Here is a 26,234-nt window from a genome sequence, read left to right on the forward strand (position 1 = left end):
CATGCTAATACCTGCTATCGATTTAATAGAAGGAAATGTGGTTCGCCTTTATCAAGGTGATTACAAACAAAAGACACAATACGAATTAGATCCTGTTGAGGTGGTCAAATTATATGCGTCACAGGGTGCAGAAATCCTCCATATTGTTGACTTAACCGGGGCTAAAGACCCCAGCAAAAGACAGATACCTCTGATCAAAAAAATGATAGCAACCGGACTTATGCGTTTTCAAGCGGGTGGTGGCATAAGAACCAAGCAAGATGTCCTCGATTTATTGAATGCAGGGGTTGAACGAGTCGTAATTGGATCGTTGGCTGTCAGTGACACCGAGACTGTCACTGGTTGGTTTAAAGAGTTTGGACCTGATAAAATTGTATTAGCTTTAGACATTAATATCGATGAACACGGCAACAAATTTGTCGCGACTCATGGTTGGCAAAATGATTCAGGGGTGAGCATTGATGATCTTATTACCCTATATCGAAAATGTGGACTAAAACACGTATTGTGCACTGATATAAGCCGCGACGGCACCCTGCAAGGTGCTAACCATAGCCTTTACCAATCACTGGTTAGGACATATCAGGATATTCAATGGCAGGCCTCGGGTGGTATTGGAAATTTAGACGATATCAATGCGCTAAAACCGAGTAAAGTACAAGCTGTGATTCTTGGCAGGTCTTTACTTGAAGGAAAATTTACACTTGAGGAGGCGATTAAATGTTGGCAAGACGTATAATACCATGCCTCGATGTAAAAGACGGGCTGGTGGTAAAAGGAGTAAAATTTCGTAACCATGAGATTATTGGCGACATTGTGCCTCTTGCAAAACGCTATGCTGAAATTGGTGCTGATGAATTGGTATTTTATGATATTACCGCGTCTAGTGACCAGAGAGTGGTCGATAAAAGCTGGGTCAGTAAAATAGCGCAAGTCATCGATATACCATTTTGTGTTGCTGGCGGTATAAAATCAGTTCAAGACGCTGGGCGCATATTAGCCATGGGTGCTGACAAAATTTCAGTAAATAGCCCTGCTCTGCTTAACCCAGAGCTTATCACCGACTTATATAACACATTTGGACAACAATGTGTGGTGATTGGTATAGACAGTTTTTACAATGAAGAGACCCGTCAGTATGAAGTATATCAATTTACTGGTGACGAGAGTCGTACCCAAAAAACCAAATGGCAAACCATCGACTGGATAAAAGAAGTACAACAACGCGGTGCGGGAGAAATCGTGCTTAATTGTATGAATCAGGACGGCGTTCGAAATGGTTATGATATTGCTCAGCTTAAGCTTATTCGTGAAGCATGTAAGGTGCCGCTAATTGCGTCTGGTGGAGCGGGTGAAATTCAGCATTTTGTTGATGTGTTTGCCCAGGCTGATGTGGATGGTGCCTTAGCTGCGTCAGTTTTCCATAAGAATATCATTGATATGGACGAGTTAAAGTCGCATTTGATCAATCAAAAAATTGCAATTCGCCTTTAACCATAAACAGTATGGCATAGTAAATTAGATAAAGAGCTAAAATGAAAATTACCATTGAAAATAGCACAAGCTTAGCATGGGATAAAATGAATGGCCTGATGCCGTGTATCATACAAGATGCGCGATCTGGGCAAGTTCTTATGCAGGGCTACATGAACCAAGAAGCAGTCGATGTTACCTTAAATAAAGGGCTAGTGACATTTTTTAGCAGAAGCAAAAAACGACTTTGGACTAAAGGTGAAAGCTCCCAAAATACCCTTGAACTAGTTGATATCAGCGCCGATTGCGATTTGGACAGCCTATTAGTATTAGCTAAGCCCAACGGGCCCACTTGTCACCTCGGAACTGCCTCATGTTGGCATAACGCTGACTCAACTAAACTCGGTTTTTTAGCTGAATTGGAATCTTTAATTGCATCAAGAAAGTCAGCGCCTGCTTCATCGAGCTACACAGCCAGTTTATATGCTAGTGGTATTAAACGAATCGCCCAAAAAGTAGGTGAAGAAGGCGTTGAAACAGCGCTCGCAGCTACCGTTGGTGATTTAGAAGAACTCAAAAATGAGTCTGCAGATTTGCTCTACCATCTCATCGTATTGCTTCAAGCAAGTAAGCTCAGTTTGTCTGATGCAATTACCGTTTTGCAACAAAGACAAAAATAAAACTTTATATTTTTCATAAAGATATAATTTATTTTATTTATTTACTTGAAAATAAATACGCTATCCACATATCTTAATTGTGGCAGCCATTAGGGGCCACACAACGATTACAACGCCGAATGGTCGGGTTGTAGTCAGCAACAATTTAACATTTAACATATTGCTTAATAGGAAGGATATGACCATGCGTACTATCGATTTATCTCCACTTTACCGTTCATTTATTGGCTCTGATCACTTAGCGTCTATGATCGACGCGGCATCTCGCCAAGAAAAACAACAAACCTATCCACCGTACAACATTGAACTGTTGGACGAGGACAAATATCGTATAACCATGGCAGTTGCCGGGTTCGCAAAAGAAGACGTAGTAATTGAGGTGCAGGAAAACACACTCAAAGTGCTGGGTACTAAAGAAAGCGGTAGCGATACGAAAAACCAAAAGAGCAAAAACGAAAGTGAGCGAAAGTTTTTGCACAAAGGAATTTCTGAGCGAAACTTCGAACGTAAATTTCAGTTGGGTGATAATGTAAAAGTGCTTACGGCTGATTTACAGAATGGTTTGCTACATATTGATCTTGAGCGAGTTGTGCCCGAGGCACAAAAAGCAAAAAGAATTGAGATTGGAAGCAAACTATATGAGAACGAATAAACTCAAAAAATAATATCATGTTTCCCTACCTGCAGAGCGCTCGGTGTACAACCTAGCGCTCTTTTTCTTTTATTTGAATGACAACAATTTAACTACCTAAATTTACTCAACTTTTTAGCTATTTAGCCGCTATATACATATTGCAATGGGAACAAGGCAAATATGAAGCACACTATCCAGAATGAAAATTGTCTACGCATAAATACCATGTGTTATTGCTGCTTACCTGAAAAGCAAGCCATGTTTGTTCGCGCGCAAATTAATATATGTGTTCACACCCGCAATTCAGGACCAGAAAGTAAAGATGAATCTTAGAGCTAAAACTTTCCTTCCCCTACTAGCAATTGCAATTATCCCAATAATAATTTTCGGTATATACGCATATGCTGGTCCCGGACTTACTGAGCAAACAGAGCTGATTAATAAAACCTTTTTATTAATGTGTATAGCAACCTTTATAATCGTCATAATGGTGTTTGCTTATATGAACAAAGCCTTGCTGAAACCAATAGAAGAAATGCAGTCAATAGCGACTAACATTACGCTTGGGAAAACGGAGATTGCCCTTTCTCCATTAAAGCAAGACGATGAATTAGGTGCTTTGTCGCGCAGAATCATACAAATGCGAAACCAAATCAAACATCAAAATAAATCCATAAACAAACTCACCTATTTTGATAGCTTAACAAATCTGCCCAATCGGCATTTCTTTGAATTAGTTTTAGCTGAAAAGGTTCGTAAATCAAAACAACAAAACAAACACTTTACGGTAGCAATTTTAGATCTTGATAATTTCAAACAAATTAACGATTCTTTAGGGCATATTGCAGGCGATAAGTTTCTGCAGTCGGTTTCTAAACGCATTGAAAGTAGCTTGAAAATAGAAATGCTAAATAGTGTAAATATCAACAAAATCGACCTTTCCAAAAATTTTCTTGCCCGCCTTGGTGGAGATGAATTTGTATTAGTTATCAATAAACTCGAATTATCCGAAACGCCTCTTGATAAGGTCAAGACCCTTCCTGACATTTTTGCGACCAGTTTTTTCATTCAAGGTAATGATGTCAATGTTTCGGTAAGTGTTGGTGTTGCGCAGTATCCTGAACACGGACATTCGCCCGCAGAACTATTTAAAAGCGCTGACCTTGCTTTGTATAATGCAAAAAATAATGGGAAGAACAAAATTGCTCTATACAACGGGCAAATGAGTAGCCTAAATGTCAATCGGCTGAAAATTGGCAAATTACTCAGTGATGCGATAAACGAAGAACAATTTAGACTTGAGTTTCGCCCACGTATTAACTTGCACGATTACTCCTTTAATTGCTACGAAGCACAGATTCGGTGGGACAGTCCATTATTAGGCGACGTTAATCCTATGTCGCTTATTGGGATAGCAGAAGACAGCAAGCAAATAAATAAACTGGGGGCATGGGTTATTGCAAGTACGGTTAAGCAGTTATTTAAATGGAAAAAAAGGGGGTTTTATGACTTCCGAATATCTATTAACATATCTTACCTACAACTGGATAAACTCGATCTAACTGCAACAATTAAATGCTTACTTGCCTTATATCAAGTACCAGCAGAACAACTTGAAATAGAAATTACTGAATCAGTTTTTAACCAAGACGAACTGCTAGTAATAGAAATACTTGAAGCATTAAAAGAACTAGGAGTTGTTGTCACGCTGGATAATTCCGGCATAGGCCATGCTTCAGTGAAAAACCTGAATCGTTTTCATTTCGACAAAGTAAAATTTGCCCCTCTTTTCTTACAAAGTGTGGTGGAAAACGAAGAAAACCAAAAACTGTTTAAAAATATATTGCATCTAGCAAAAGAGCTAGGTACTAAAACAGTTGCTAAAGGCATTGAAACCAGCTCAATGCATGAACTTATTTTACTATTGGGCTGCCAAGAAGCACAAGGGTTTTACTATTCTAAAACCTTAGACAAGGAAGCAGCCGAAGTTTACATGCAAAGTATGAAAGAAAAAAAGCGCTATCACTTAAAGTGTGTTAACTGAGCGGTTTACTATGCCACTTTTTTTTGAGCTTAGCATTAGACTGTACATGTAAATTATTTAATTAATCGGAATCGGGCGATAACTCGTTTAAATATAAAAAAGCGAGTTTTATTATGGGCAGTGCAGTCGAAAACCGAAAAATACTGGTACAACTTGTAAACCTTGAAGGCAAAAACTGCGGGTATGCGGAAAAGATAAGTGCTCATGAAAAAGGGCAACTTCATCTCGCTTTTTCTATTTTGTTTTACCAGCATCATGAAGATGGCTTGCATTATTTACTGCAAGAAAGGGCACCCGATAAGTATCATAGTGGTGGACTGTGGACCAACACCTGTTGTTCTCATCCTCTACCCAACGAACCTATTTTCACTGCCGCGACAAGAAGACTAAACGAGGAATTGGGGATCAAAGATAAAATGTCGTTTATCCACCTTGGAAATATTATCTATCGAGAGTCCTTAGATAATAATATGATTGAGCACGAATACGACGCAATCATAGCTGCAGAGCCAACTAGTCTCACTATGAACCTCAACCCAGAAGAGGTACGCAATGTTAGATGGTGGCATCAAAATGAAATTGATGATGTATTAAAAAATGCACCTGAAACCTTTACCGTATGGTTTTCAAAGGTATACAAACGTGTTAGAGACCATGCTAATCGTTAAATGATTGAAACTCTAGTGCTGCAATGATTGCTGGCGTTGCCAAACATCAATTAACACCATATGCGCGACAGTTAAACCGAATAAGCCAATGAATACCAATCTTAAAATATCAGTCATTGGTGCACTGTTTGGTAACAACCACCAAGCAAGCGAGCCGCCAACAACCGTTGCCAAAACAATTGGTGCTGATATTAGTACCATTCCCTTAAAGTTCAAATCCAGCGATTGCGATACTGCTAACCAGTGCTTCGCTGAGTGAAGTAAGCAAAAATACAACACAAAATGCACTAGAGGTGGTAATAAAACCGCACTTAAAAGCAAACCCATGATCTCTATAATCTGCCATTTTATTTTTCTTAGTTCCTTTGATAGTTTTTTGATTTGTACGAGTAAAAATACAAAACTCAATATTGCTAAAAGCTGCATTGCTAGGCTAATTAAAGTTGCGTGTGCTTCGGGTACTAAGAGCTTGGTAAAACTCTCAATAATAGAAGCTTTATAGACTAGTGATGGTGCGCAAAGCACAACCGCTGCAAACGCGAGCGCTATCTTTTTTGGCAGCAGTTTGGCCCAATCTGAAGAAAAGTGATAAACAGAAATGAGCAAAAATACAGACAGCCCAAAGGCTGGGAACATTAACCAAATTGAAATACTAATAAGAGTGACAAAAACATACAGTCCGAGAAAAGCCACTTGCCACTGTATTGATGGTTTAGTTTTCAAACCCTTAGCGATATAAAAATCTAAAGCTCCGTGAGGGATACCAATAGTAATAATCGCTAATAGAAATAGCAAAGCGGCTACCGTATCGGGCAACGCTACATTAAACGCTAGCATGATGAATACTAGCGCAACCGAAGTTGAATAAAATTTAGAGACGCTATTATTAGGCATTTATTTTCTTCGCTTGTAATACGAAAACAAGTAAACAATCAGTCCCTTTAAAAACAGCCATTTTGGCATTATTATGATCGCTCTAAGCAAATCCTTTGTGCTTGCCTTTTCACTCATAAATCTAGCAAATGAAGCTGCACCCATCCCTTTGGCAAATTTAAAAAAAATTTCTGGGCCCTTTTCCTTATTACGACTGATGACCGTAAGAAAAACGTCGTCAAGCCATCGGTATAGCTGAGTAATAGGTGCAATTTTTCGTAGCTTTTTTGTGGCACAATACTCATCTGCCAACGCAGATGCCCATCGCTGAATGGGTAAAAAGCAATACCCCGTCGAGGCTCTCATTGCTCCGCCGGCAATCCCCCCTTTAACTATGATACTTGTACTGGGTGATGACGAATCATCGATGTTGAACATAGGTAATACACCGTTTTCACTACGAACAAGCGTGTAACCTTTGCCATCAGTTAATGCATTGAGTGCGGTCTGTATTCTTTGTTGAAGCAAACATTCACTGGCGGGTGAGGTATCAAAACAAGTGTACTCAACTAACGCATGTGTTTCACTGAAGGGCAATACATATAAAAATTCAATGCCGATATCATCGTGTTTGAGGTTTTCCATTACCAGTGCTTTTTTATCGTTAAAACAGGCTTCTTTTGTTGTCACTTCGATGCCATAAAAACACTGATACATTGCGTTTTTCGGCGTTTGCATTGGGCTAATTCTAGTGTCTATGACTGCATTGCCAGTAAATTTTATACCACTTGTATACAAACTTGCGCATGTCTCTTCTTGCGTCAAGTTATCAATCGTTTGGTTAAATTCAAGATTAAAATTATCGTTGCATGAAACAACATACTCCGCAAGTTCAAAAAAATCTTTAGCATCAATACATGAATAAGCTTGAGATTGGCACTCATGTTCGATTGATTGATCTTGGTAACTGAAACGCCAAATTAGCCATTGACGTTTGATAATTTTGCTAAGGTAATCTGGCATATCCTCTTGCTGCCAGAAACTCCAGGTTTTATTGGTATTAAATCCCGATTTAGCCTCTAGTATTAGTACCCGACCTCGATAAGCGCGTTCATTTAGTGCAAGTAAAAACGAAAGACCAGCTGCCCCTGCACCTATGATTATCAAATCGTAATGAGTACTCATTTCACAATATCATTTAATATCGACCAAATCTTTGATTGCATAATGTAGCACAGACTCATGTGCTTGTGGCTGTAACGAAGCGCTTAAATTGAAGCTTTCGACAATACAGCGTAGCGCAACTTTCAACTTTCGGGCCTTAGGAACAACACATCTACCCTCTGTGTAGTTGTAGCCGCGTTCTTGAATAACTCTGCCTATCTCTTTGTAAACATTTGCCGCTACAAAAATACCTAGCTGATTCTTCTTTGGTATGTATGAAATGCCGTTTATGCCACTTACATAATATCGTTCTGCAAGCGCTAATAAGCGTTTAACCGCCCCAATAACTTGCGCTTTTTGCTCTTTTTTTGGATTGGCTATAGATTCTGCTGTCATGTTGTCAACCCAATCACCGGGAATATAACGCCGTCCATTTTTAGCATCCTCAAGCACGTCTCTGGCGATATTGGTTAACTGCATACCTATACCTAAATCAACAGCGAAAGAGTTTGCATATGCCGGTGCCTTTAAGATTGGAGACATCATTAAACCAACTACACCAGCGACTAAATAGGCGTATTGAATAAGGTCTTCTTGTGTTTGCAAGGCTACAGTTTCAGAATCCATTTGTACGCCTTCAATGAGCTGAAGCCCGTGCCTTCTGTTGATATCATGTTGTTCACATAACGCGATAAAATCTTGCACAAGTAAATGAGTTCTAGTGTTATTTTTAATGCCATGCTCAATTTCGTGCAGCTCATTTAACGCATCATGAAGATTACCATTTTTTGGTTCATCCACAATATCGTCTATTACACGGCAAAAACCATATAGTCGAGCGGCATCAATGCCGGTATCTTTTTCTAAAAACCAACGCGCAAAATTAAAAGACTTACCATGTTGTTTTAGCAAGTCGATAGCGTTTGCTCGACTATTGATGTTATGCATTGCTGGACTCAATCAACTTATCAACTACTTTAGCTGACGATAATACACCTGGCAATCCTGCCCCCGGATGAGTACCAGCACCAGCAAGATAAAGATTACTCGGCCCTTCCGCCTTGTTGTGAAAGCGAAACCATGCTGATTGCGTGAAGGTAGGCGCAATAGAAAAACCGCTTCCACTTACACTAGAATAGTCATTCTCAAAGTCAGCAGGCGTTTTAATAATTCTGTGCACCAGACTTTGCGTTAGCCCGGGCATGATTGACTCTTCTAAAGCTTTTATCACCTTATCTGCGTATGCTTCTTTCTCCTGTTCCCAATCAATGCCTGACAAATTATTTGGCACGGGTGACAGCACATAAAATGAATCACAGCCTTCTGGCGCCAAACTTGGATCGGTAGCTGTTGGCCTGTGTAGATATAATGAAAAGTCGTCTGCTAATATCTTCTTGTCAAAGATATCATCCAGTAAGCTTTGGTAGCGCTTGCCAAGCCAAATAGTATGGTGAACAACTGACTCATACTTTTTATCGGTACCAAAATACAGTACAAACAAACCCATCGATAAGCTTGCATATTTTGTCTTAAGCTTTGCGCCCATGTTTTGTTCATTACGTGGAACTAACTTGGTATATAGGTGTTTAGGATCGACATTCGACACCACCTTATCGCAAGAAAGGATGCCCTTTTCAGTGACAACTGCTGTTATATTCTTGTTGGCTATTTCAAGGCCTGTTACCTTGGTATTGAGTTGAATATCAATGCCCTCTTCACGCATCAATTGCTCAAAGCCATTGACCATTGCGGCAGTTCCACCCATAGCAAAATGCACACCCCACTTTCGCTCAAGGAAATGAATAAGACTATAGATGCTCGTCGTTGAAAACGGGTTACCCCCGACGAGTAAAGGTTGTATAGAAAACGCCTGACGTAGCTTATCGTGTTTCAAAAATGCACATACCATTTGCCAAACACTCCGATAACACTTTAAACGTATTAATGCAGGCACTTGTTTTAGCATTGTTGTTATTTTATCAAACGGCTGGTCAGCAAGCTGAGTAAATCCTACTTCAAAAATATCGTTACTTTGTTCAAGCAAGTTTAAATAACCCTGTGCATCTTCTTCACTAATAGCTCTAATTTGCGCTAGCGTATCTTCTACTGTACCACCATAATCAAAGGTTGAACCATCGGGATATACAAATCTGTACCATGGCTCTACTGGAACGAGGTTGATGTAGTCTGATAGCTGCTTATCAAATAATTCGAATAACTCTTCAAATAGAAATGGCGCAGTCACCACTGTTGGACCGGCATCATATACAAAGCCATCTTTCTCATATTGCTGGGCTCGACCGCCTAAACGCTCGCATTGGTCAACCAATGTGACCGAGTAACCTTTTGCCCGCAATCTCAATGCAGAAGCTATCCCACCAAAACCACCACCAATGACTACAGCATTTGCATTATTAATAATTTCTCTCCACGCTTTGTATAAGTTCCTCTGCCACTTTTCTGACTTCAAGTGCGCAGTTATTAGGTAATAATGCGAGTTCTTTTTGGCACATCATGAGTAAGTATTTAACACGGTTTTTCGCAATAAACATTGCGTCCTCGTCAGACGACTGATTAGCTAGTAAACTAACGATGTTTAAAGTGTTGGACCCCTTATCGCTTTGGTAATCACCCATGTCATCATGTATCTGATAAGCAATAGCAAACTTCGCAGCGATGTAATTGACGCTATCTAATAAATCAAAGCGATGACTTAGAATCATTGGCATAGATAGTGCGAGTCTAAACAGCGGACCGGATTTTCTTGCTGCGATTTCTTCATATTGCTTTGAGTCAATAATCTGCTCTTTGTCGAGGTCCATGGTTTGACCTTGAACCGTTTCGCCTACCGCTTTTGTCATTTCGAGCAGTGCTGCACGCATAGTATGGACATCTTTAATATCAGCAATAGCTGCGTAGGCAGCGTTGATCATTGCGTCGCCTGTGCAAATAGCCCTCGGTTGGCCAAACTTTTTCCAAACAGCTGGTTGACCTCGCCTAACTTCATCACCGTCCTGTAAATCATCATGGACTAGTGACGCATTGTGCAAAAGTTCGATAGCGGAAGCACAACAGATAATGTCATTAGTATCTAATCCTAACTGGATGCCGGCATGAACGCATATTTTAGCTCTCGTCCTTGAACCACCCGACGAAAGGTGAAAGATAGCGGCTGCATCATTTTCTACAAACTTGTGTAAGTGCTGTTCTGTCAGTACGAGTATGTCTTTTATAATGTTTTTTGATATTAGACTTACGTTCTTCATGACTTTTCTCTAATAAAAAAGCCAACCTATCACAATCTAGGTATTAGGTTGGCTATGTTCTATTTAAGTAAACTCATCAATATGAATTTACTCAGCGGCAGGCGAAACTGACTGACTTTCAGACGTTGCTGCATACCAAATCAATAAACCAAATGCGACTTTATTCACTAGGTCAGCAAGGTTGTAGACGATGTTTAGTGCTTCTGGAGAGGCTGCGCCAAGCATATAGCCCGCCACATAACCGATTGGATAGATTGCCCAACCAATGGTAACAATCCAGCGCATTGCCTTGTAAGCATACTTTACTGCAGGACTTGCATTTTGCTCTGCAGCTTTACCCGCTTCACCAAAAAATATTTCATAAAGAATATAGAACCAACCTAGCATTCCAATCACGAATCCAATGGTAATGTTCATGTATCCTGCCTCGGCAAGATACCCAGGAATAAGCATTACTAGGGTACCGATTAATAATCTCCAAAAAATACCCGCAGTGGCTACACCTATAGCACGTAAGATCAGATAGAACTCAATCATTAGCAAAGGAACCGTTAACAGCCAATCGATATAACGAAATACTGTTGGAGAGGTGCCGGTTTCAATCCATACATCACGCATGTAAAAATAGTGCACTGCTGCGATAAACGTAACCAATGCTGAAACTACCAATGAGGTTTTCCATTTTGCGGTTACACTTTGGGTTTCCCACAAGAAAAATACTGTAGAAGCCATCAGTGCCATCGATATTAACCAAAACGAAATACCTACAAAATCGTCTGGTTCTAGGTTGCCCGCTGCTAACGCAGTACCAGGCAGGATCATCAGTAAAGCAAATGCAAAAAACATTTTTGTTTTACCGCTGAAATCGAGCGTATTTAACAATTCTTTTATTTTCATGGTTATTCTCTTTTTGAGTTGTTTTTAATAGACCTAAGCATGCCTTAGTGAATATTCACAGGAATCCTTTGGTGATTTTTTATACACATATGTTAAAAAAAAGTTTTATTAGTGAGTTTTAAACGTTGATAATGCTCAGTTTTACCTGACAACAATTGTTTACAAAAGAGTAATACCATGATGACACTTTATGTTTATGTTATTGTTTTTATTATTTAATTTTTCTTTCAAATAAAAACTCTACAACATAGTGATCTTTAAATAGTTTAAATTATTAATTTTTTGTAAATTTTACGTTATTTTTTAATGAAAGCTAATCAGCAGGAGAATTTTTAGGGAATTAAGTGTAACGACGTTTGGGTGGAGGTGCAGAATTACTTTTAACTACAATGATAGATGAGCAGAGAGCATAAAGACGTATGCATTACCTCTCGCGATAATGCACCAAAAATATTCGCTTAATCCAATAACGGAAACACTGTATAAAAGAGATTTAAATGACCAATTGGCCCTATTCGCTATAATTTTTAATATAAACAAACGCAGCAATTAAAACTATTGATACCGGCAGCAATGCTAAACCAGGTGAACCATTTAAAACAAGATTACCTGCAGTCATTATTAAGCCAATGAGCACAAGCGCAATCACTACCAGAATGGCTATCTTTTTAGTCATATTTAACTCCTTTTATATGCTTACGAGACCCATCACAATTTAGCTCATGCGCTGTCGGTTTTGACCATTTGCTAAACGTCGCTGAACTTAAGCAAGATTGTAAGGAGCGCATCGGCCGAAGCTCTGCTCTATTTTGCTACAAAACACCCGCCTTTTTAATACTCAAATAGCTATTAATTAAACTCGATGTTAAACCTGATGCTTTGGTTTGAATACAAATCACACCTTTGTGCTTTAAACGTTTTATATTGTGTTCTATGCTGCGTTGCAATACATTGGAAGATGCATAATCTAAAGCATCGTCAATTGACTCTATGGGTTTATTTTCAATATGATTGTAAATAGGCTCAATGATACTTACTACAGCAACCAAATGCTTCTCTTGTAATATCTTGACTGATACCAATAAATCATCAAAATCTTCATCTCTCAAGCATGTAACTAAGACAATAAACGAACGTTTTGGATGTTTTTTCATCAGGTCTTGAGCCGCGCTTAAATAATCACTGGCTATTTTTTCAGGATATAAATCGTAAAAATGATGCATAATGCGACTCACATTTTGTGCACCTCTTACCTGACTCAACCAACGGCTTTCTCTCCCAAAGCTCTGAATACTCAAATTATCGCCATTTTTTAAGGCAGTAAAAGACAGCATAATCAATGCGTTGAGTGAATGTTCAAAATAACTTAATTCATCATCTTGTACGCGCATGCGTCTACCCGAATCAAGCATTATGACCACGTGTTGGTTTTTTTCTTCTTGAAACTCCTTTGAGATTAATTTTTTAAATCTGCTTGATGCACGCCAGTCTATTTGTCTTAGACTCTCGCCTTCACGATAATCACGCAATTGCAAGAAATCCATACCTGTGCCGCGTAAATTAAATTTTTTCAGTCCCATTTGCTGAAGGTTTACACTACCTTTTAAGCCCGTTAAATCTGAAATAGAGGAAAAATTTGGATAGACCTTATGTTCACTTTGATGTGCCTTGAACCAGGTTATTTGGAACAGTTTGCAATAAGAAATTACCCTTAAATAACACCCTGTTATTTGAGCTGGCCCTCTCTTATGTGGCGTGACTACATATTGATGTTCTTGTTGTTCTGCGGGCGTTAATTGGATATTAGAATGGTAAGTCTCGCAAACCCAATCGTTTGGTAAGTGTTCTTTCCATTCTAAGTGAATCGGCGAATCCGAGCGGTTAGCCAAAACAAATTTTACTGTAGCGGGCTGATATAACGACAAATTACTAATAAGCGAACGGTTAATGGCAACTTTAGGGGCTTTTTTTGACATTATCACATCAAAAAAAAGTGCAATAACAACAAGGCCCATTAAAACAAATGGAAGCCTTCGCCACATATCGATAATTACAAATTGATCAACAATAGGCAGTAACAAAGCACTAAGTAACAAAACAAAAGTTACTTTTAGTAAGCGTTTGGACGGCCTGATTGAGACGAATTTCATTGGCGTGGTACTTCTACCGATTCACATAGTTCACTGAGCACATTGTCAATTGACACACCTGCGATTTCTCGTTCAGCAGATAAACTAACCCGGTGGCGAAGAACACAGTACATCATTTTCTTTATATGGTCGGGCGTTACAAATCCTATCCCTTCTATCAACGCTGCTACTTTTGCCGCTTGTATTAAGGCGATACTTGCTCTCACCCCGGCGCCATGACTAATACCTTGCCATTCTCTGGTAGTACGCACAATATTTACCGCGTATTGAACCAACAGCGGATCTACGGTTACTTTTTTTACCATTTCTCGCATAGAATCAAGAGTTTGTGCGTCAATCACTTCCGATACTTTTGCTTGTTCACTACCTGCTGCACTGGCTGAAATTTGTTGTGTAAGCAGAATTTCACTTTCTGCACTAGGATAGCCAATCACCACTTTCATCATGAAGCGATCAAGTTCTGCTTCTGGTAAGGGATATGTCCCTTCGTTGTCGATAGGGTTTTGAGTAGCTAGTACCATAAATGGCCTTCCTACTGAATGGGCTTGCCCGTCAATGGTCACTTGTTGTTCTTGCATCACTTCTAGTAAAGCAGCTTGCGTTTTAGCAGGTGCCCTATTGATTTCATCGGCGAGTAAGAGATTGGTAAACACGGGCCCTTTTTTAACATTAAACTCACCCGTTTTCATGTTCACTATCGAATGTCCAGTGACATCCGCAGGCATGAGGTCAGGGGTAAATTGAACTCTTTTATAATCTAAAGAGATACTGTTGGCCAATAGCCGCACAAGTAAGGTTTTCCCCAAACCAGGTACACCCTCTAATAGTACGTGCCCGCCAGCTAAAAACGATACTATGACCTGTTCTACAACCTCTGTTTGACCAATTAATTCTATTTCAATATTACTGATAAGATTACCAATAACATTTTTTGCAGTATCTAACTCTTGTTGCGTTAAATCGCTCATATCATTTTCCTGAGTGCTTGTAAGTCTTGCATTAGTTTTATGAAGTGTGTTTCGTTCAGATTAATGGGCTCAAGAATGAGCGTATGTAAAGATGCTTCCGGCCATGAACTTATGTTACTCAAAGCCGCCAACATGGATGCTGTTGAAGGATTGGGATGAGACATGCGCAAACGAAGTTCGTCTAAAAGTTGACTTCTTACATCATCTATTAACTTGTGTTTTTGCCCCGTATCCCAATAAAACAAACCGGCCACTTTTATATGTTGACTGAAATACGTAACAACCGTATCTTCGACTTGTTTTATTGCACCAAATCTAACCGCGAAGAACCATATATTGATTAATGCAACAAAAATGAGTATCCAATAAAAAGCGGGTGAGAAGTTTACAATAATTGAATACCACATTAATGGTTCAGAAAAACTCATTAGGTAAATGGCATCGGCCTCTTTTGCTAACTGATGGATGTAAAAGGCGTTGTCTTCCGCATCTATTTGATAGTTGTCCCAAATCTGAACGTCGGTCATAAGGGTTACTAAACCCTGCCCAATGGCTACTTGTATAATACTTGCTTTGTCATAAAAATGAATTTTGTCTTGGGCAATGGGTTCATCTACATATGCACTAGACAAAACACTCGCTGAATATACGAGTTCTTCATTGTCGCTGACAGTGATGTACAAGCTATCTTCTACATTGACGTTTATTTCACCAAAATCAGCAGTATTTATTTTTGTCGATACATTAAATTCGCTATCAAGGAGTTCTCGGTCATAGTCATGAGTTTCAACCTCTAGCTGCCGTAAAAAATGGTTACCCGTAAATGTACTCGCCCCTTCCAAAGTATCTAGACCTACGATGACATGGCCCCCTTGTTCTATCCATGCAAAGAGTTTATTTGATATCTCTTTACTGACAGCTATTTCTGCCGTATCAAAAATAATAAGGTCAGTATAATGAGGATTGAGTGGTGCAAGTGAATTGTCTTCAAATAAGTCTTCGGCCTTTCCTGACAATATGACATCTATATTGTAAGACTGCATATGCATTTGAAGTGCTAAAAATGGTTCTTCATTAGCTTCTTTTTGAAAACCTTGGTCGATTTCTTGTTCAACTCTTTCTAAGTTAAAGATTATAAAAACGACTAAAATTAGACATATGCCAGCGATCGCAAAATGTCTTGCTTCAATCTTCATTTATCATTGCCTGTAGCGACCAAACTTTCGCTAACCGGAGTATTCTGACCAACACGGATGAGTTCGGGCATCAAAGTGATTTCAAAACGCGTTAACAAGTCAGAGAGCTCGTGTGCATTGGGCATACGGTGTGCCCATGCCATGCTTATCCAAGAGCGCATTAGAGTCGTCATAAAGTCATAAACTTTCTTGGCACTGCTCTGTTTTATTGCCCTCAAACATTCGTTTTCAGTCATACTTTTAGTGATGTGTACTTTTTGTTCTTTACTTAAATGCAGCAGACTAGCCCTGACCAATAATGATAATGCCCGTCTAAAATCTTGAGCAACAATCGCTTGGTTAACGGCATTAGAAATATCCTCAGGAACGGATTCGTTGAATGCCTTACTTATAAAATTAGGGAGCGGGGTATCATCAATGCTTGCTTGATTTGGTTTGAGAATATTAGCGAGTTTGGACCAGTTTTTTATGACAATATAGCCAAATATCAGCGCAAAAGCAGCCCATAAAAACAACTCCAAAAAGGAGGCAATAAAATTTGCTAGGGTCGAGAAGCCACTAAAGTCTCCAGATGTGTACTCCTGTTCAGTGTCTTCTTCAGATCCTTTCCAACGATAATAAACAATAGTCTCTTTAGATGAAAAAGGCTCTTCATCAAATAAAGCATCCAACTCCTCTCTTATTTTTGTTTTGGCTTCAAGATTTGGCTCTGAATCTCCTTTCTTACTAACCGTTATTGTTGCGGTATTTTGTAGCTCAGGATTCATAGAAATACGACTATCGCTATCGTTTTCCGTCATTTGTGCTAACGCCGGCTGAAATAGTGTTTGCGCAAACACTAAGACGAAACACGCAATAATGGGTAAAGTAGCTGACTGTAATGCAGTCCCTTTTGTTTTAAAGGCTGTTACCCACTTTTTAAATCCTATTTCTAAATCCCAGGCCTCTAGAATCATTCTCCTATTCAAATAGGCAATAAAACCACCAGCAACGTAAAAGGGTGCAACTAAGGCTACACAAAGGTAAAAGACAATATTGCTGATTAGTAAGCTCCAAAATACATCTTCTTCATATTCGCTGAATAACAAAAATGACCATAAATCTATTTCTGTGGGTAATAACATGCTAAGCATGACTAACATTCCAATAAAAAGAATGCCTTCCCAATGCACACAAAGCACTGTCCACCATCCCGTATTGTCATCTTTGCTTCGGTGCAAAATATTGAGCCTATTCGCGCGCTTTTTCCCACTTAAACGTTCAAGCTGGGTCACCGCCATATCAAAACTACGAGATGGCGCTAAGCGCCTGTATGTAATGCTAGAAAACCAAAGAGGTTTAATTTGCTCTGGCCAAGCCATCAAAGCTGTTTTAAGGTTAATTACATTATTAAAAACAGCTCGACTTAAGATAAATAACAAGCCTCTTTCATACCAAGGCTTAAACAACCAAAATGTTAGCAAGCCCCACTCAAGGCTGAGGAAACAGCTGAAAATAAAAAACGGAAATGACACTACCAACCAAAATGAAAACAAAATTTTGTAGTGTTTCAGAGCCACTTTGCAACCTAAATCAAAACATTGCCAACTGCTTTTGGGAATGGTGCTGATAGCCAACTGCTCAAGTTTCATATTTGGGCCTCTTGAACACAAAATATAATACCCAACACCAACATAATCCACCGACAGAATATTTAACGCCGTTAGGAATAATGCTACTACTTGACCAAAAAGCTTCGACGAATGCTGCAAATATTAACAATATAAAACAACCTAGTATGACTGGAAAGGTGCGTTTTCCGGCAACTTTCAATGCTTGAACACGACTAAGTTGTCCAGGTGCAATAAGATGCTTGCCAATCACAGCACCGGCAGCAGCAGATACAACAATAGCCGTCAATTCAAACGAACCATGGGTGATAACAAATGAAAAGAAAGTAGTTCCATAATCAATATTGACAATATGTCCTGATATCGCACCAAAAAATATGGCGTTGTAAACGAGATAAAACAAGGTACCAAGACCCAATAATATGCCACCGACAAAACATTGAAATGCAATTGAAATATTATTACGAATGTAGTGCCCAAACATGTAAAAATCACCATCAGATGCACGTTCCTTGGCAAAATGTGTAGAACTTGGGTCATACATTTTTTCAATTGATGCTACAGCAGTATTATCGATAAAATGTTGCACACTATCTGGCTGCCAAATAACAATGGAAGCAGAGGTAATAGCAACACCATAAAAAATTATATGGGCCCAAATTACGTATGAACGAATTGCCATTAGGCTTTGTTTAAAATCGACTACAAAAAATTCAATAATGCCACTGAAAATTCGGTTTTTCGTTTTGTACAATCGCGTTTGTCCAGCTAACAACAAATTATTTATGCGTTGTATCACTTCTGGACTATATTGCCTTGCTTTGGCTGTGGCTAAATCGTGACAAATTTGACGATACAGCTTTGGCATATCATTCTGCTTAAATAACGCTTCGTCTTGAATAGCATTTTCAAACAATTGCCAGGTATTTGTATTACGTGAGACAAAATCTTGTTGCTTCATGCTTTACCTACCAATACCGCGGCGATAATTCTAATATGCCGGATGGCTTCTTCGCCGCGTACTCCTAAAATAGGGTACAAAGTATCTGCAAGTTCTATTTGTCGAGCTTCGCTTAAGTACCTTGCCCTGTGCGCAAATGAAATCATCAGTCGTTGTTGTTCAGTATTCATTGGCGGTAAAGTAACGCTTTGTTTATCAAAATTAAAAAATAATGGTTTGGCTTTCTCAGGTTGATAAATAACCGTTGTACCTGCAACAATATCACCTATCCGCTTACTTTCATTATTTAACACCATTGATACTGCACCAATGACATAGAAGAACGGCAGAAAATCGACGAAACGAAATAAATTTCGTGTTAAAGAGCCTGAAAAAGAGATAGGTAAGCCGTTGTCATAAACTACTTTTAAACCAAACACTTTTTTACCCGGTGTAGCCCCTTTATATATTTCAAAAAGAACCGGGTAAAACCATTCGATTACGAAAAGAATGATAAACAACAGACCTTGTCCGAAAGTACCGAAATAATTGAAAATTAGAGCAGCAGCAATAAAAATGACAACTCGAATACAAAGATCTAGAAAAAAAGCATAGGTCCGGGCTGCCAAGCCCGCAGGGATGATTTCTATGTCTATACCTTCAGCCGTCTCAATGTGATAACTATTGGTGATCATGTATTAACAACTAAATCCATTTAATAATAAGCCTGTGCGTACGCCCAAATAATCAGGGATGCAATATGCGTCGTTATCCGCTATCAAAGACCATCCTTTTCTGAAGAGTAATGCTTAACTACAAAGAAAACAAAGTAAGCTTGAGCGTATCTATAGTTTGTGATTTTAGAAGAGTATGCCAAAATAAAACCGTGCAAGCCAAAAAAATTTCTCAACACATTTTTCATTACCAAATAAGTACTTGCACTCTGCACGCTGCACTTGCATAGTAATTTAATAGTAAATCGAAATTAAAAGTTTCTTCAGCCCAAAGGCAAGACGTCGTGGACTTAATAAAAAACTTCACTCTCACAAACCTTCATGGTATGCAGGTCACACTCAGCAACTATGGTGCGAGAATTTTATCTATAAAGGTACGCAACAAATCTAATCAGCTTATTGAAACGACTCTTAATCACCAAACTGATACTGAGATTAAAAATGATGTGTTTTATATGGGTGCTACATGCGGCAGAATTAGTAATCGTCTGAGCAAAGCTCAATTTTCAGTAGGTGAGAAAACCATAAAATTAGAAGCCAATGAAGGAGAAAATCTCTTGCATGGTGGTAAAGATAGCTTTAGCCATCGGTATTGGCAAGTCGATGAGCTGCAGAATAATAATGAAGATTCACAAATAATATTTAGTTTGTTTTCCGAAGATGGCGACCAAGGATTTCCGGGTAACTTGAACGCGAGGGTGAGTTACACATTAACAAAAACAAATGAGCTTCGGGTCGATTATTGGGCCCAAAGCGACGCTCTTTGCCCAATCAATATGTGTAATCATACCTACTTCAATCTTGGCGCGACCAGCATTGATGAGTTAAAACTCAGCGTAAAAGCAAAACACTACCTTCCCGTAGATGATAACAGTATCCCTACTGGCGAAATTAGAGTTTTGCCACCAGAACTTGATTTAATAAAAGAGCAGTTGCTTAAGCAAAAATTAAAAACACTCGATTTTGACCATTGCTATGTGCTGGAGAAGAATATGGCTTTTTCTGCACTTCTATCGTCTGAAGAACAAGGCATTGCAATGCTAATTAAAACAGATCAGGAGGCCTTGCAAGTTTATTCAGGTAATTATTTACCGCAAAAACATTCTGCGATAGCATTAGAAGCACAAGGTTTAGTCGATGCGCCAAATCAAGCGGGCTTTGCTTGCGATTGGGTTAGTCCTGATAACGATTATCGTAAATATGTCAGTTATCAATTTATAAAATATTAAAACAAACAAAGAGATGTTTGTATTATTAACAACAACTTGGTAGATTAAAAAGCCTAAAAGGCAATGTACTCATTATTAACATAAATAATTACATCAGGAGTGAGTTGTGAACCATAAAGTTAGGCTCGCAATAATACTGGTCGCCACGTGGGTGCTTTTATCGGGCATGTTCGAACCTCTTATGCTGGCGTTTGGCATTTTTTCAGTGGTGGTCTCGATGTGGATCACTTCTCGAATGCATAACATTGACCAAGAACGGTACACTTTTTTCGTGACCAGCAATTTTATCGTATTTATTTTCAAACTTGGCGTCAAAGTTGTGCAATCTAATATTGATGTTAGTTTAAGAATTTTAGGATTTAAGCCTGTAGAATCCACCTTTATTACCATTGATATGCCTTTTGAAAATGATGTAGCAAAAGTTTTGTATGCTAACGCTATAACACTGACACCAGGCTCTTCCAGTATCGCACTTTCTAAAAACACTTTGCTTGTGCATACTATCAGCAACCAAAATGCCGACGATTTGGCCAACAACGACATGCTTAACATCATGCCGAAACAATACGCGCTTACTCAAGTGGAAGTGAAAGACGAATGACCTTATATTTTTTAATTGCGGGCCTGGCAATAATGGTCGCAATGGCCTTAGGTGTATGCAGGGCTTTACTCGGGCCATCGGTATTCGACCGTATCTTAGCCGTTAATATGTTTGGCACCAAAGCCGTTTTATTGGTCGCTGTTTTTGCCTTTTATTCTGGACGACATGATTTATTGGATATTTCGCTGTTGTACTCCTTACTTAATTTTGTGGCGGTAATCGCGGCCTTGCGATTAGTAGAACGTGGAAAATATTTCGCCAATGCGTCTAGTGTTATTGTAGAAGACGAAGACATCCGTATGGAAAACACCGAATTATTAGCAAATACGGGTACTTCCGGTGAACCGACCGATAGTAAGGAGTCTGATAAATGATAGTAGAAATAATCAGCTTTTCACTCATAGGCTTGGGATGTGTGTTAGGGCTCATTGGTGGAATTGGCGTTGTGCGCTTGCCTGACACATATGCCAGACTACACGCCGTTGGAGTGACCGACACGTTATGTACATTTTTGATTTTGCTTGGGTTAAGTTTTCAAGCAGATTCATATATTGTTGTTGCTAAGTTAGTATTAATCTTTTTGTTTTTGGCTTTTACAAGTCCAGCGTCTTCATACGCACTAGCTAATAACGCGTGGCGATGGGGTCTGCGACATAACCAGAAGATACATGTACTAACTGCAGAACAAATCGCTGCCCAAGATGCGAAGAAAGCACAAAATAACAACCAAGAGGACGCATAATGAGCCTCATCATTAATTTAGTTTTGATGGTTTTTCTGTTAACTATCGCGTTAGCCGTACTGAAAACAAAACACTTATTCGCAATGGCCATGCTATTTGGCTTATATAGTTTATTGGTAGCTGGTCTTTTTGTCGTATTAGATGCGCCAGACGTGGCCTTTACAGAGGCGGCTGTTGGTACAGGAATTTCAACGGTATTGATGTTGGTTACGCTTGCGTCAATTAAAGACGGCCACGAAGCAGTTAGTACAGGTAAAACGAGACTTGGCCCCCTAATAATATGCTTAATGATGGGTGGTTTATTGATTTATGGCACTCATGATATTGCCGAATTAGGCGACATTCAAAGCGCGCCAAATCAACAAGTGGCCGCAAGGTACATTGAAAAAGGGCAAGAAGAGACCGGCGTACCCAATTTGGTCACGGCTGTATTAGCTAGCTACCGAGGTTTTGACACTTTAGGTGAAGTCACAGTTGTGTTGACTGCAGGCATAGGTGTATTAATGCTTTTGGGACAACGCCGTAAAATATATGTAAAAACAAAAGGAGGCAGTCGTGCCGAATGACCTCATTTTGAGAGTTGTCACAAAGTGGCTTTCTCCAACAATTATTTTGTTCGCACTGTATGTGCAATTTCACGGTGATTACAGCCCTGGAGGTGGTTTCCAAGCTGGTGTGATTTTTTCTACTGCCATTTTATTGTACGCATTAACGTATGGTCTAGATGCTGCGTTAAAAGTAATCCCAGAAATAGCCCTTAAGATAGGTGCAAGCGTTGGTGTTCTTTTATATGCGGGTGTTGGCGTGGTTTCAATGCTTAAAGGTGGTAATTTTTTAAATTACAGTGTGCTTGCAGAAAACCCGGTCACTGGACAGCATATTGGTATTATCATCATTGAACTTGGTGTGGGTATTACCGTGGCGTCGGTAATGATTTTGTTATTTTTTACTTTTGCAAGAAGAGTCGCACCAGAATGATTGAATACATTATTGGTCATATCAATTATTGGCTAATTATAGCCGTTATGATGGTAGGGTTATACACACTAATTAGTCGTTCTAATTTAGTAAAAAAACTGGCTGGCTTAGCCATGTTTCAAACCGCTGTTATTTTATTTTATGTCAGCATGGGTAAAGTGGCGGGTGGCACAGTGCCTATTGTAGACGCTGATTATCAGGTTTATTCAAACCCATTACCACAAGTGTTAATGTTGACCGCAATTGTCGTTGGTGTAGCAACTACAGCACTAGGCTTTGCGCTTATTATACGTATTAAAGAAACGTATAATAGCGTCGAAGAAGACGAAATAACTCGTATGGATAACATTGAAAATGATTGAACAACTCACTATTTTATTAGTGGTTATCCCACTGGTTTTGGCACCTATTACAGCCCTCTTTAAATCACATAAAATTGTTTGGTCAGTAACACTTTTCGTTTCAGTAAGCTGCCTAATCCTTTCGTCCATTATTCTTATTGATGTTATTGATGGAAAGCACGTTATTTATGAACTCGGAGGGTGGAGGCCACCATGGGGAATTGAATACAAAATTGATTCACTCAATGCATTCATTGCCCTAATTGTCAGTGCAATTGCTTGTGTTGCAACCATTTTTGCCTTGCAAAGTGTGCCTCGCGAAATTAGTAAAACAAATTTTGGCTATTTTTATGCTTCCTTTCAGTTGTGTCTACTGGGATTGTTAGGAATCGCGTTAACCGGTGATATCTTCAATTTGTTTGTGTTTTTGGAAATTTCTTCACTTTCTAGTTATGCCTTAATCAGCATGGGCCGGTCACGAAAAGCGCTTACCGCCGCATTTTCATACCTTGTCTTAGGAACCATTGGTGCTACTTTTTTCTTAATTGGCGTTGGTTTTTTGTATGCCGCATCCGGTAGCCTAAATATTGCCGATATTGCTGCTCGCTTTTCTGAATTTGAAGACATGCAATTGGTGATGACAGGTTTCATTTTTATTATTTTAGGATTGGGGTTAAAAGCGGCAATATTTCCCATGCATAGCTGGCTGCCAAATGCATATAGCCATGCTCCCTCAGTGGTTAGTATATTTTTATCCGCCACAGCGACCAAAGTATCTCTATATGCATTATTAAGGGTGCTGTTTGATCTTTATCCGCTTGCATACTGGCAAGCATTCTTATTACCGCAAATATTATTAGTGTTAGGCTGCGTTGCTGTGATTTATGGTTCATACAGAGCTTGGCAACAAATCGAACTCAAACGCTTACTCGCATTTTCTAGCGTGGCACAAGTAGGATATATCGTAATTGGAATATCGCTGCTAAATAACGACGGCTTGACCGCTGCAGTTATGCATTTATTTAACCACGCAATCATTAAAGCGACATTATTTATGGGTGCAGGTATAATTTTATTCCGCGCAAATACGACCATGTTGTCTGAACTTAGGGGCTTTGGTGGCAGTATGCCATGGACGTTTGCAGCTATCTGTCTAGCTGGTCTAAGCTTAATTGGCGTGCCTGGCACTGTAGGATTTGTAACTAAATGGTATTTGTTAAGCTCAGCGGTTTCTGAAGGCAAATGGATTGTAGTTGCAGCAATAGTTATTGGCTCTGTTCTTGCAATTGCGTATGTTTGGAAAATAGTCGAAGCGATGTACTTTAATTCAAAACGAAAAATGGTGATTCAAAATGTCAGAAGCGGTGACATCCGTGTTGCAAAAGCACCAATGAGCTTAAGTATTGCATTATGGATAGGTGCTATTGCATGTCTATATTTTGGGTTGTATACAGAAATACCTTATCAATCAGCCCAGTCTATCGCTGAAGCGCTGCTAAATACTCCTGCTATTGGAGGGAGTGGTTTATGAAATTACAAATTATGAACCCGATGTTAAAGAGTACTTGTCATGGTTGAACTTACTTATTGGCTCATGGCTAGTCTGTTGACACCTATTGTAGGTGCATTGGTCATCTCCCGTTTAGATAAATATGAAAACATCAGAGAGGCCATTACCCTAATTACCGCCTTGAGTTTGTTTGCGATAAATATTTATTTATATACTCAATTGGATAATGCACAGCAAGCTGGCTTTGTACTAGCAGAGCCTATCAATGGTTTATCAATATCGTTTGCGGTTAATGATTTTGGCGTAATGTTCGCTCTCATAGCAAGCGGCCTTTGGATTGCGACATCTATTTATGCAATCGGTTATATGCGTGCACACAAAGAGCAACATCAAACTCGCTTTTTCACACTATTTGCTGTGGCAATTGCGGGGGTTATGGCCGTAGCATTTTCTGAAAATTTATTTACCTTGTTTATTTTTTATGAATTTCTAACAGTATCAACCTACCCCTTAGTAACCCATTCAGGAACCCGCGAAGCCAAACGTGGAGGGCGGAAATATATTCTTATTTTAATGGGCTCTTCGATTTTATTTTTCTTACCTGCGATGATTTGGGTGTACTTTATAGCGGGAAGTTTAGAGTTTGTTGAAGGTGGTATTTTATCTGGTTCAATGGACCCTGCCTGGGTCTTACCATTACTGGTGCTCTTTATTCTAGGTATTGGTAAGGCGGGTGTTATGCCTATGCACAAATGGCTACCCTCAGCTATGGTTGCACCAACGCCGGTAAGTGCATTGCTGCATGCCGTTGCTGTCGTAAAAGCCGGGGTATTTTCTGTCGTTAAAGTGGTTGTTTTTATTTTTGGTACGGACTTTATAACAGAATCGGGCGCTAACACTATTTTACTATGGTTCCCCTTAGTCACGATTGTACTAGCTTCTTTTATTGCGCTAACCAAAGATAATCTGAAAGAGCGTTTGGCTTATTCTACTGTGAGTCAATTAAGCTACATTGTGCTTGGTGTGATGCTAGCAACCAAGAATGCTGTATTGGGCGCAGGTATGCACATTGCTATGCATGCTTTTGGTAAAATTGCGTTGTTTTTTGCTGCAGGTGCAATTTTGGTCACTATGCACAAAAAGGCCGTTAGCGATTTAGATGGTATGGGCCGCGCTATGCCTTTCACCTTTTTAGTATTTACCATAGGAACCTTTAGTATATTGGGTATTCCTTTCTTTGGCGGTATGTGGAGTAAATGGTATTTGCTAGCCGGCACCTTAGGTTTTGAAGGTAATGAGTTTATGTATTGGACTGTTTTGAGTGCCTTGGCTATTAGTACCTTGTTGAATACTTATTATTTATTAAGTATCCCAATGCGTGCATTTTTTATTCAGAACCCCTCTTACACTGATATTCAAGAAGCGCCAAAAGCCTGTTTAATTGGAATGGCAATTCCGACCATAGTGACTTTATATTTGTTTTTTGATCCGTCTATTTTCTACCAATTGTCATTAAGCTTAACAAAATAAGGTGCT

The 26,234-nt window shown here is 39.2% G+C and carries 28 protein-coding genes; 15 read left to right on the forward strand and 13 right to left on the reverse strand.

The window, feature by feature from the left end:
* The first annotated feature begins 1 nt into the window (after position 1).
* The 6 genes from hisA to idi all read left to right on the forward strand — a co-directional run bounded on the left by hisA (position 2) and on the right by idi (position 5,499).
* On the forward strand, positions 2-739 hold the full coding sequence (hisA, locus tag RM552_RS07800) for a 1-(5-phosphoribosyl)-5-[(5-phosphoribosylamino)methylideneamino]imidazole-4-carboxamide isomerase (protein WP_311368198.1): 738 nt from the start codon (positions 2-4) through the stop codon (positions 737-739).
* The gene (gene hisF / locus RM552_RS07805; RefSeq protein ID WP_311368199.1) at positions 721-1,494 is read left to right on the forward strand and encodes an imidazole glycerol phosphate synthase subunit HisF; all 774 of its coding nucleotides are present in this window, start codon (positions 721-723) and stop codon (positions 1,492-1,494) included. The genes hisA and hisF overlap by 19 nt, the downstream gene beginning before the upstream one ends.
* A gap of 41 nt (positions 1,495-1,535) precedes the next feature.
* A complete protein-coding gene (gene hisIE / locus RM552_RS07810) occupies positions 1,536-2,153 on the forward strand; it encodes a bifunctional phosphoribosyl-AMP cyclohydrolase/phosphoribosyl-ATP diphosphatase HisIE (RefSeq protein WP_311368200.1) in 618 nt (205 codons plus the stop codon).
* A gap of 184 nt (positions 2,154-2,337) precedes the next feature.
* Positions 2,338-2,805, forward strand: coding sequence for an Hsp20 family protein (locus RM552_RS07815; RefSeq protein ID WP_311368301.1), 468 nt, complete (start codon positions 2,338-2,340; stop codon positions 2,803-2,805).
* 304 nt (positions 2,806-3,109) lie between these two features.
* Complete coding sequence (locus RM552_RS07820) at positions 3,110-4,831, forward strand: bifunctional diguanylate cyclase/phosphodiesterase (RefSeq protein ID WP_311368201.1); 1,722 nt, start codon at positions 3,110-3,112, stop codon at positions 4,829-4,831.
* Between the two features lie 113 nt (positions 4,832-4,944).
* Positions 4,945-5,499: an isopentenyl-diphosphate Delta-isomerase gene (gene idi / locus RM552_RS07825; protein ID WP_311368202.1), complete on the forward strand. Its 555-nt coding sequence runs from the start codon at positions 4,945-4,947 to the stop codon at positions 5,497-5,499.
* A 12-nt stretch (positions 5,500-5,511) separates the two neighbouring features.
* On the opposite strand, the gene RM552_RS07830 is transcribed toward idi, so the two are convergent.
* The 13 genes from RM552_RS07830 to RM552_RS07890 all read right to left on the reverse strand — a co-directional run bounded on the left by RM552_RS07830 (position 5,512) and on the right by RM552_RS07890 (position 19,258).
* Positions 5,512-6,393 carry a Brp/Blh family beta-carotene 15,15'-dioxygenase gene (locus RM552_RS07830; RefSeq protein ID WP_311368203.1) on the reverse strand — a complete coding sequence of 294 codons (882 nt, stop codon included), beginning with the start codon at positions 6,391-6,393 and terminating at the stop codon, positions 5,512-5,514.
* A complete protein-coding gene (locus RM552_RS07835; protein WP_311368204.1) occupies positions 6,394-7,557 on the reverse strand; it encodes a lycopene cyclase family protein in 1,164 nt (387 codons plus the stop codon). It lies immediately after the preceding gene.
* 9 nt (positions 7,558-7,566) lie between these two features.
* Positions 7,567-8,484, reverse strand: a complete 918-nt coding sequence (locus RM552_RS07840) for a phytoene/squalene synthase family protein (protein WP_311368205.1) — start codon at positions 8,482-8,484, stop codon at positions 7,567-7,569.
* Positions 8,477-10,006, reverse strand: coding sequence for a phytoene desaturase family protein (gene crtI / locus RM552_RS07845; RefSeq protein ID WP_311368206.1), 1,530 nt, complete (start codon positions 10,004-10,006; stop codon positions 8,477-8,479). Before crtI ends, RM552_RS07840 begins: the two co-directional genes overlap by 8 nt.
* Positions 9,951-10,802 carry a polyprenyl synthetase family protein gene (locus tag RM552_RS07850; RefSeq protein ID WP_311368207.1) on the reverse strand — a complete coding sequence of 284 codons (852 nt, stop codon included), beginning with the start codon at positions 10,800-10,802 and terminating at the stop codon, positions 9,951-9,953. Before RM552_RS07850 ends, crtI begins: the two co-directional genes overlap by 56 nt.
* An 87-nt stretch (positions 10,803-10,889) precedes the next feature.
* Entirely contained in the window at positions 10,890-11,699 is an 810-nt protein-coding gene (locus tag RM552_RS07855; RefSeq protein WP_432277186.1) for a bacteriorhodopsin-like, read from the reverse strand.
* A gap of 511 nt (positions 11,700-12,210) precedes the next feature.
* A complete protein-coding gene (locus RM552_RS07860) occupies positions 12,211-12,375 on the reverse strand; it encodes a hypothetical protein (protein WP_311368208.1) in 165 nt (54 codons plus the stop codon).
* Positions 12,376-12,511: 136 nt separating this feature from the next.
* Positions 12,512-13,849: a DUF58 domain-containing protein gene (locus RM552_RS07865; protein ID WP_311368209.1), complete on the reverse strand. Its 1,338-nt coding sequence runs from the start codon at positions 13,847-13,849 to the stop codon at positions 12,512-12,514.
* Complete coding sequence (locus RM552_RS07870) at positions 13,846-14,817, reverse strand: AAA family ATPase (RefSeq protein ID WP_311368210.1); 972 nt, start codon at positions 14,815-14,817, stop codon at positions 13,846-13,848. The genes RM552_RS07865 and RM552_RS07870 overlap by 4 nt, the downstream gene beginning before the upstream one ends.
* The gene (locus RM552_RS07875) at positions 14,814-16,013 is read right to left on the reverse strand and encodes a DUF4350 domain-containing protein (RefSeq protein ID WP_311368211.1); all 1,200 of its coding nucleotides are present in this window, start codon (positions 16,011-16,013) and stop codon (positions 14,814-14,816) included. The genes RM552_RS07870 and RM552_RS07875 overlap by 4 nt, the downstream gene beginning before the upstream one ends.
* Positions 16,010-17,644, reverse strand: a complete 1,635-nt coding sequence (locus RM552_RS07880; RefSeq protein ID WP_311368212.1) for a hypothetical protein — start codon at positions 17,642-17,644, stop codon at positions 16,010-16,012. The genes RM552_RS07875 and RM552_RS07880 overlap by 4 nt, the downstream gene beginning before the upstream one ends.
* Positions 17,634-18,584, reverse strand: coding sequence for a stage II sporulation protein M (locus RM552_RS07885; protein ID WP_311368213.1), 951 nt, complete (start codon positions 18,582-18,584; stop codon positions 17,634-17,636). The genes RM552_RS07880 and RM552_RS07885 overlap by 11 nt, the downstream gene beginning before the upstream one ends.
* Complete coding sequence (locus tag RM552_RS07890; protein ID WP_311368214.1) at positions 18,581-19,258, reverse strand: RDD family protein; 678 nt, start codon at positions 19,256-19,258, stop codon at positions 18,581-18,583. The genes RM552_RS07885 and RM552_RS07890 overlap by 4 nt, the downstream gene beginning before the upstream one ends.
* A 323-nt stretch (positions 19,259-19,581) precedes the next feature.
* On the opposite strand from RM552_RS07890, the gene RM552_RS07895 reads away from it, so the two are divergent.
* From RM552_RS07895 to RM552_RS07935, 9 genes are all read left to right on the forward strand, one after another.
* Entirely contained in the window at positions 19,582-20,526 is a 945-nt protein-coding gene (locus tag RM552_RS07895; RefSeq protein WP_311368215.1) for an aldose epimerase family protein, read from the forward strand.
* Between the two features lie 106 nt (positions 20,527-20,632).
* Entirely contained in the window at positions 20,633-21,127 is a 495-nt protein-coding gene (locus RM552_RS07900) for a Na+/H+ antiporter subunit E (RefSeq protein WP_311368216.1), read from the forward strand.
* Positions 21,124-21,501 carry an MrpF/PhaF family protein gene (locus RM552_RS07905; protein ID WP_311368217.1) on the forward strand — a complete coding sequence of 126 codons (378 nt, stop codon included), beginning with the start codon at positions 21,124-21,126 and terminating at the stop codon, positions 21,499-21,501. Before RM552_RS07900 ends, RM552_RS07905 begins: the two co-directional genes overlap by 4 nt.
* A complete protein-coding gene (gene mnhG, locus RM552_RS07910) occupies positions 21,498-21,869 on the forward strand; it encodes a monovalent cation/H(+) antiporter subunit G (protein ID WP_311368218.1) in 372 nt (123 codons plus the stop codon). Before RM552_RS07905 ends, mnhG begins: the two co-directional genes overlap by 4 nt.
* Entirely contained in the window at positions 21,869-22,435 is a 567-nt protein-coding gene (locus RM552_RS07915; RefSeq protein WP_311368219.1) for a DUF4040 domain-containing protein, read from the forward strand. The genes mnhG and RM552_RS07915 overlap by 1 nt, the downstream gene beginning before the upstream one ends.
* Positions 22,425-22,847, forward strand: coding sequence for a Na(+)/H(+) antiporter subunit B (locus tag RM552_RS07920; RefSeq protein ID WP_311368220.1), 423 nt, complete (start codon positions 22,425-22,427; stop codon positions 22,845-22,847). Before RM552_RS07915 ends, RM552_RS07920 begins: the two co-directional genes overlap by 11 nt.
* Positions 22,844-23,209 carry a cation:proton antiporter subunit C gene (locus tag RM552_RS07925; RefSeq protein WP_311368221.1) on the forward strand — a complete coding sequence of 122 codons (366 nt, stop codon included), beginning with the start codon at positions 22,844-22,846 and terminating at the stop codon, positions 23,207-23,209. The genes RM552_RS07920 and RM552_RS07925 overlap by 4 nt, the downstream gene beginning before the upstream one ends.
* Positions 23,202-24,719, forward strand: a complete 1,518-nt coding sequence (locus RM552_RS07930) for a monovalent cation/H+ antiporter subunit D family protein (RefSeq protein WP_311368222.1) — start codon at positions 23,202-23,204, stop codon at positions 24,717-24,719. The genes RM552_RS07925 and RM552_RS07930 overlap by 8 nt, the downstream gene beginning before the upstream one ends.
* Before the next feature lie 39 nt (positions 24,720-24,758).
* Positions 24,759-26,228: a proton-conducting transporter transmembrane domain-containing protein gene (locus RM552_RS07935; RefSeq protein WP_311368223.1), complete on the forward strand. Its 1,470-nt coding sequence runs from the start codon at positions 24,759-24,761 to the stop codon at positions 26,226-26,228.
* Positions 26,229-26,234: the final 6 nt, after the last annotated feature.

Source organism: Glaciecola petra, assembly GCF_031846345.1.
GTDB lineage: Bacteria > Pseudomonadota > Gammaproteobacteria > Enterobacterales > Alteromonadaceae > Glaciecola > Glaciecola petra.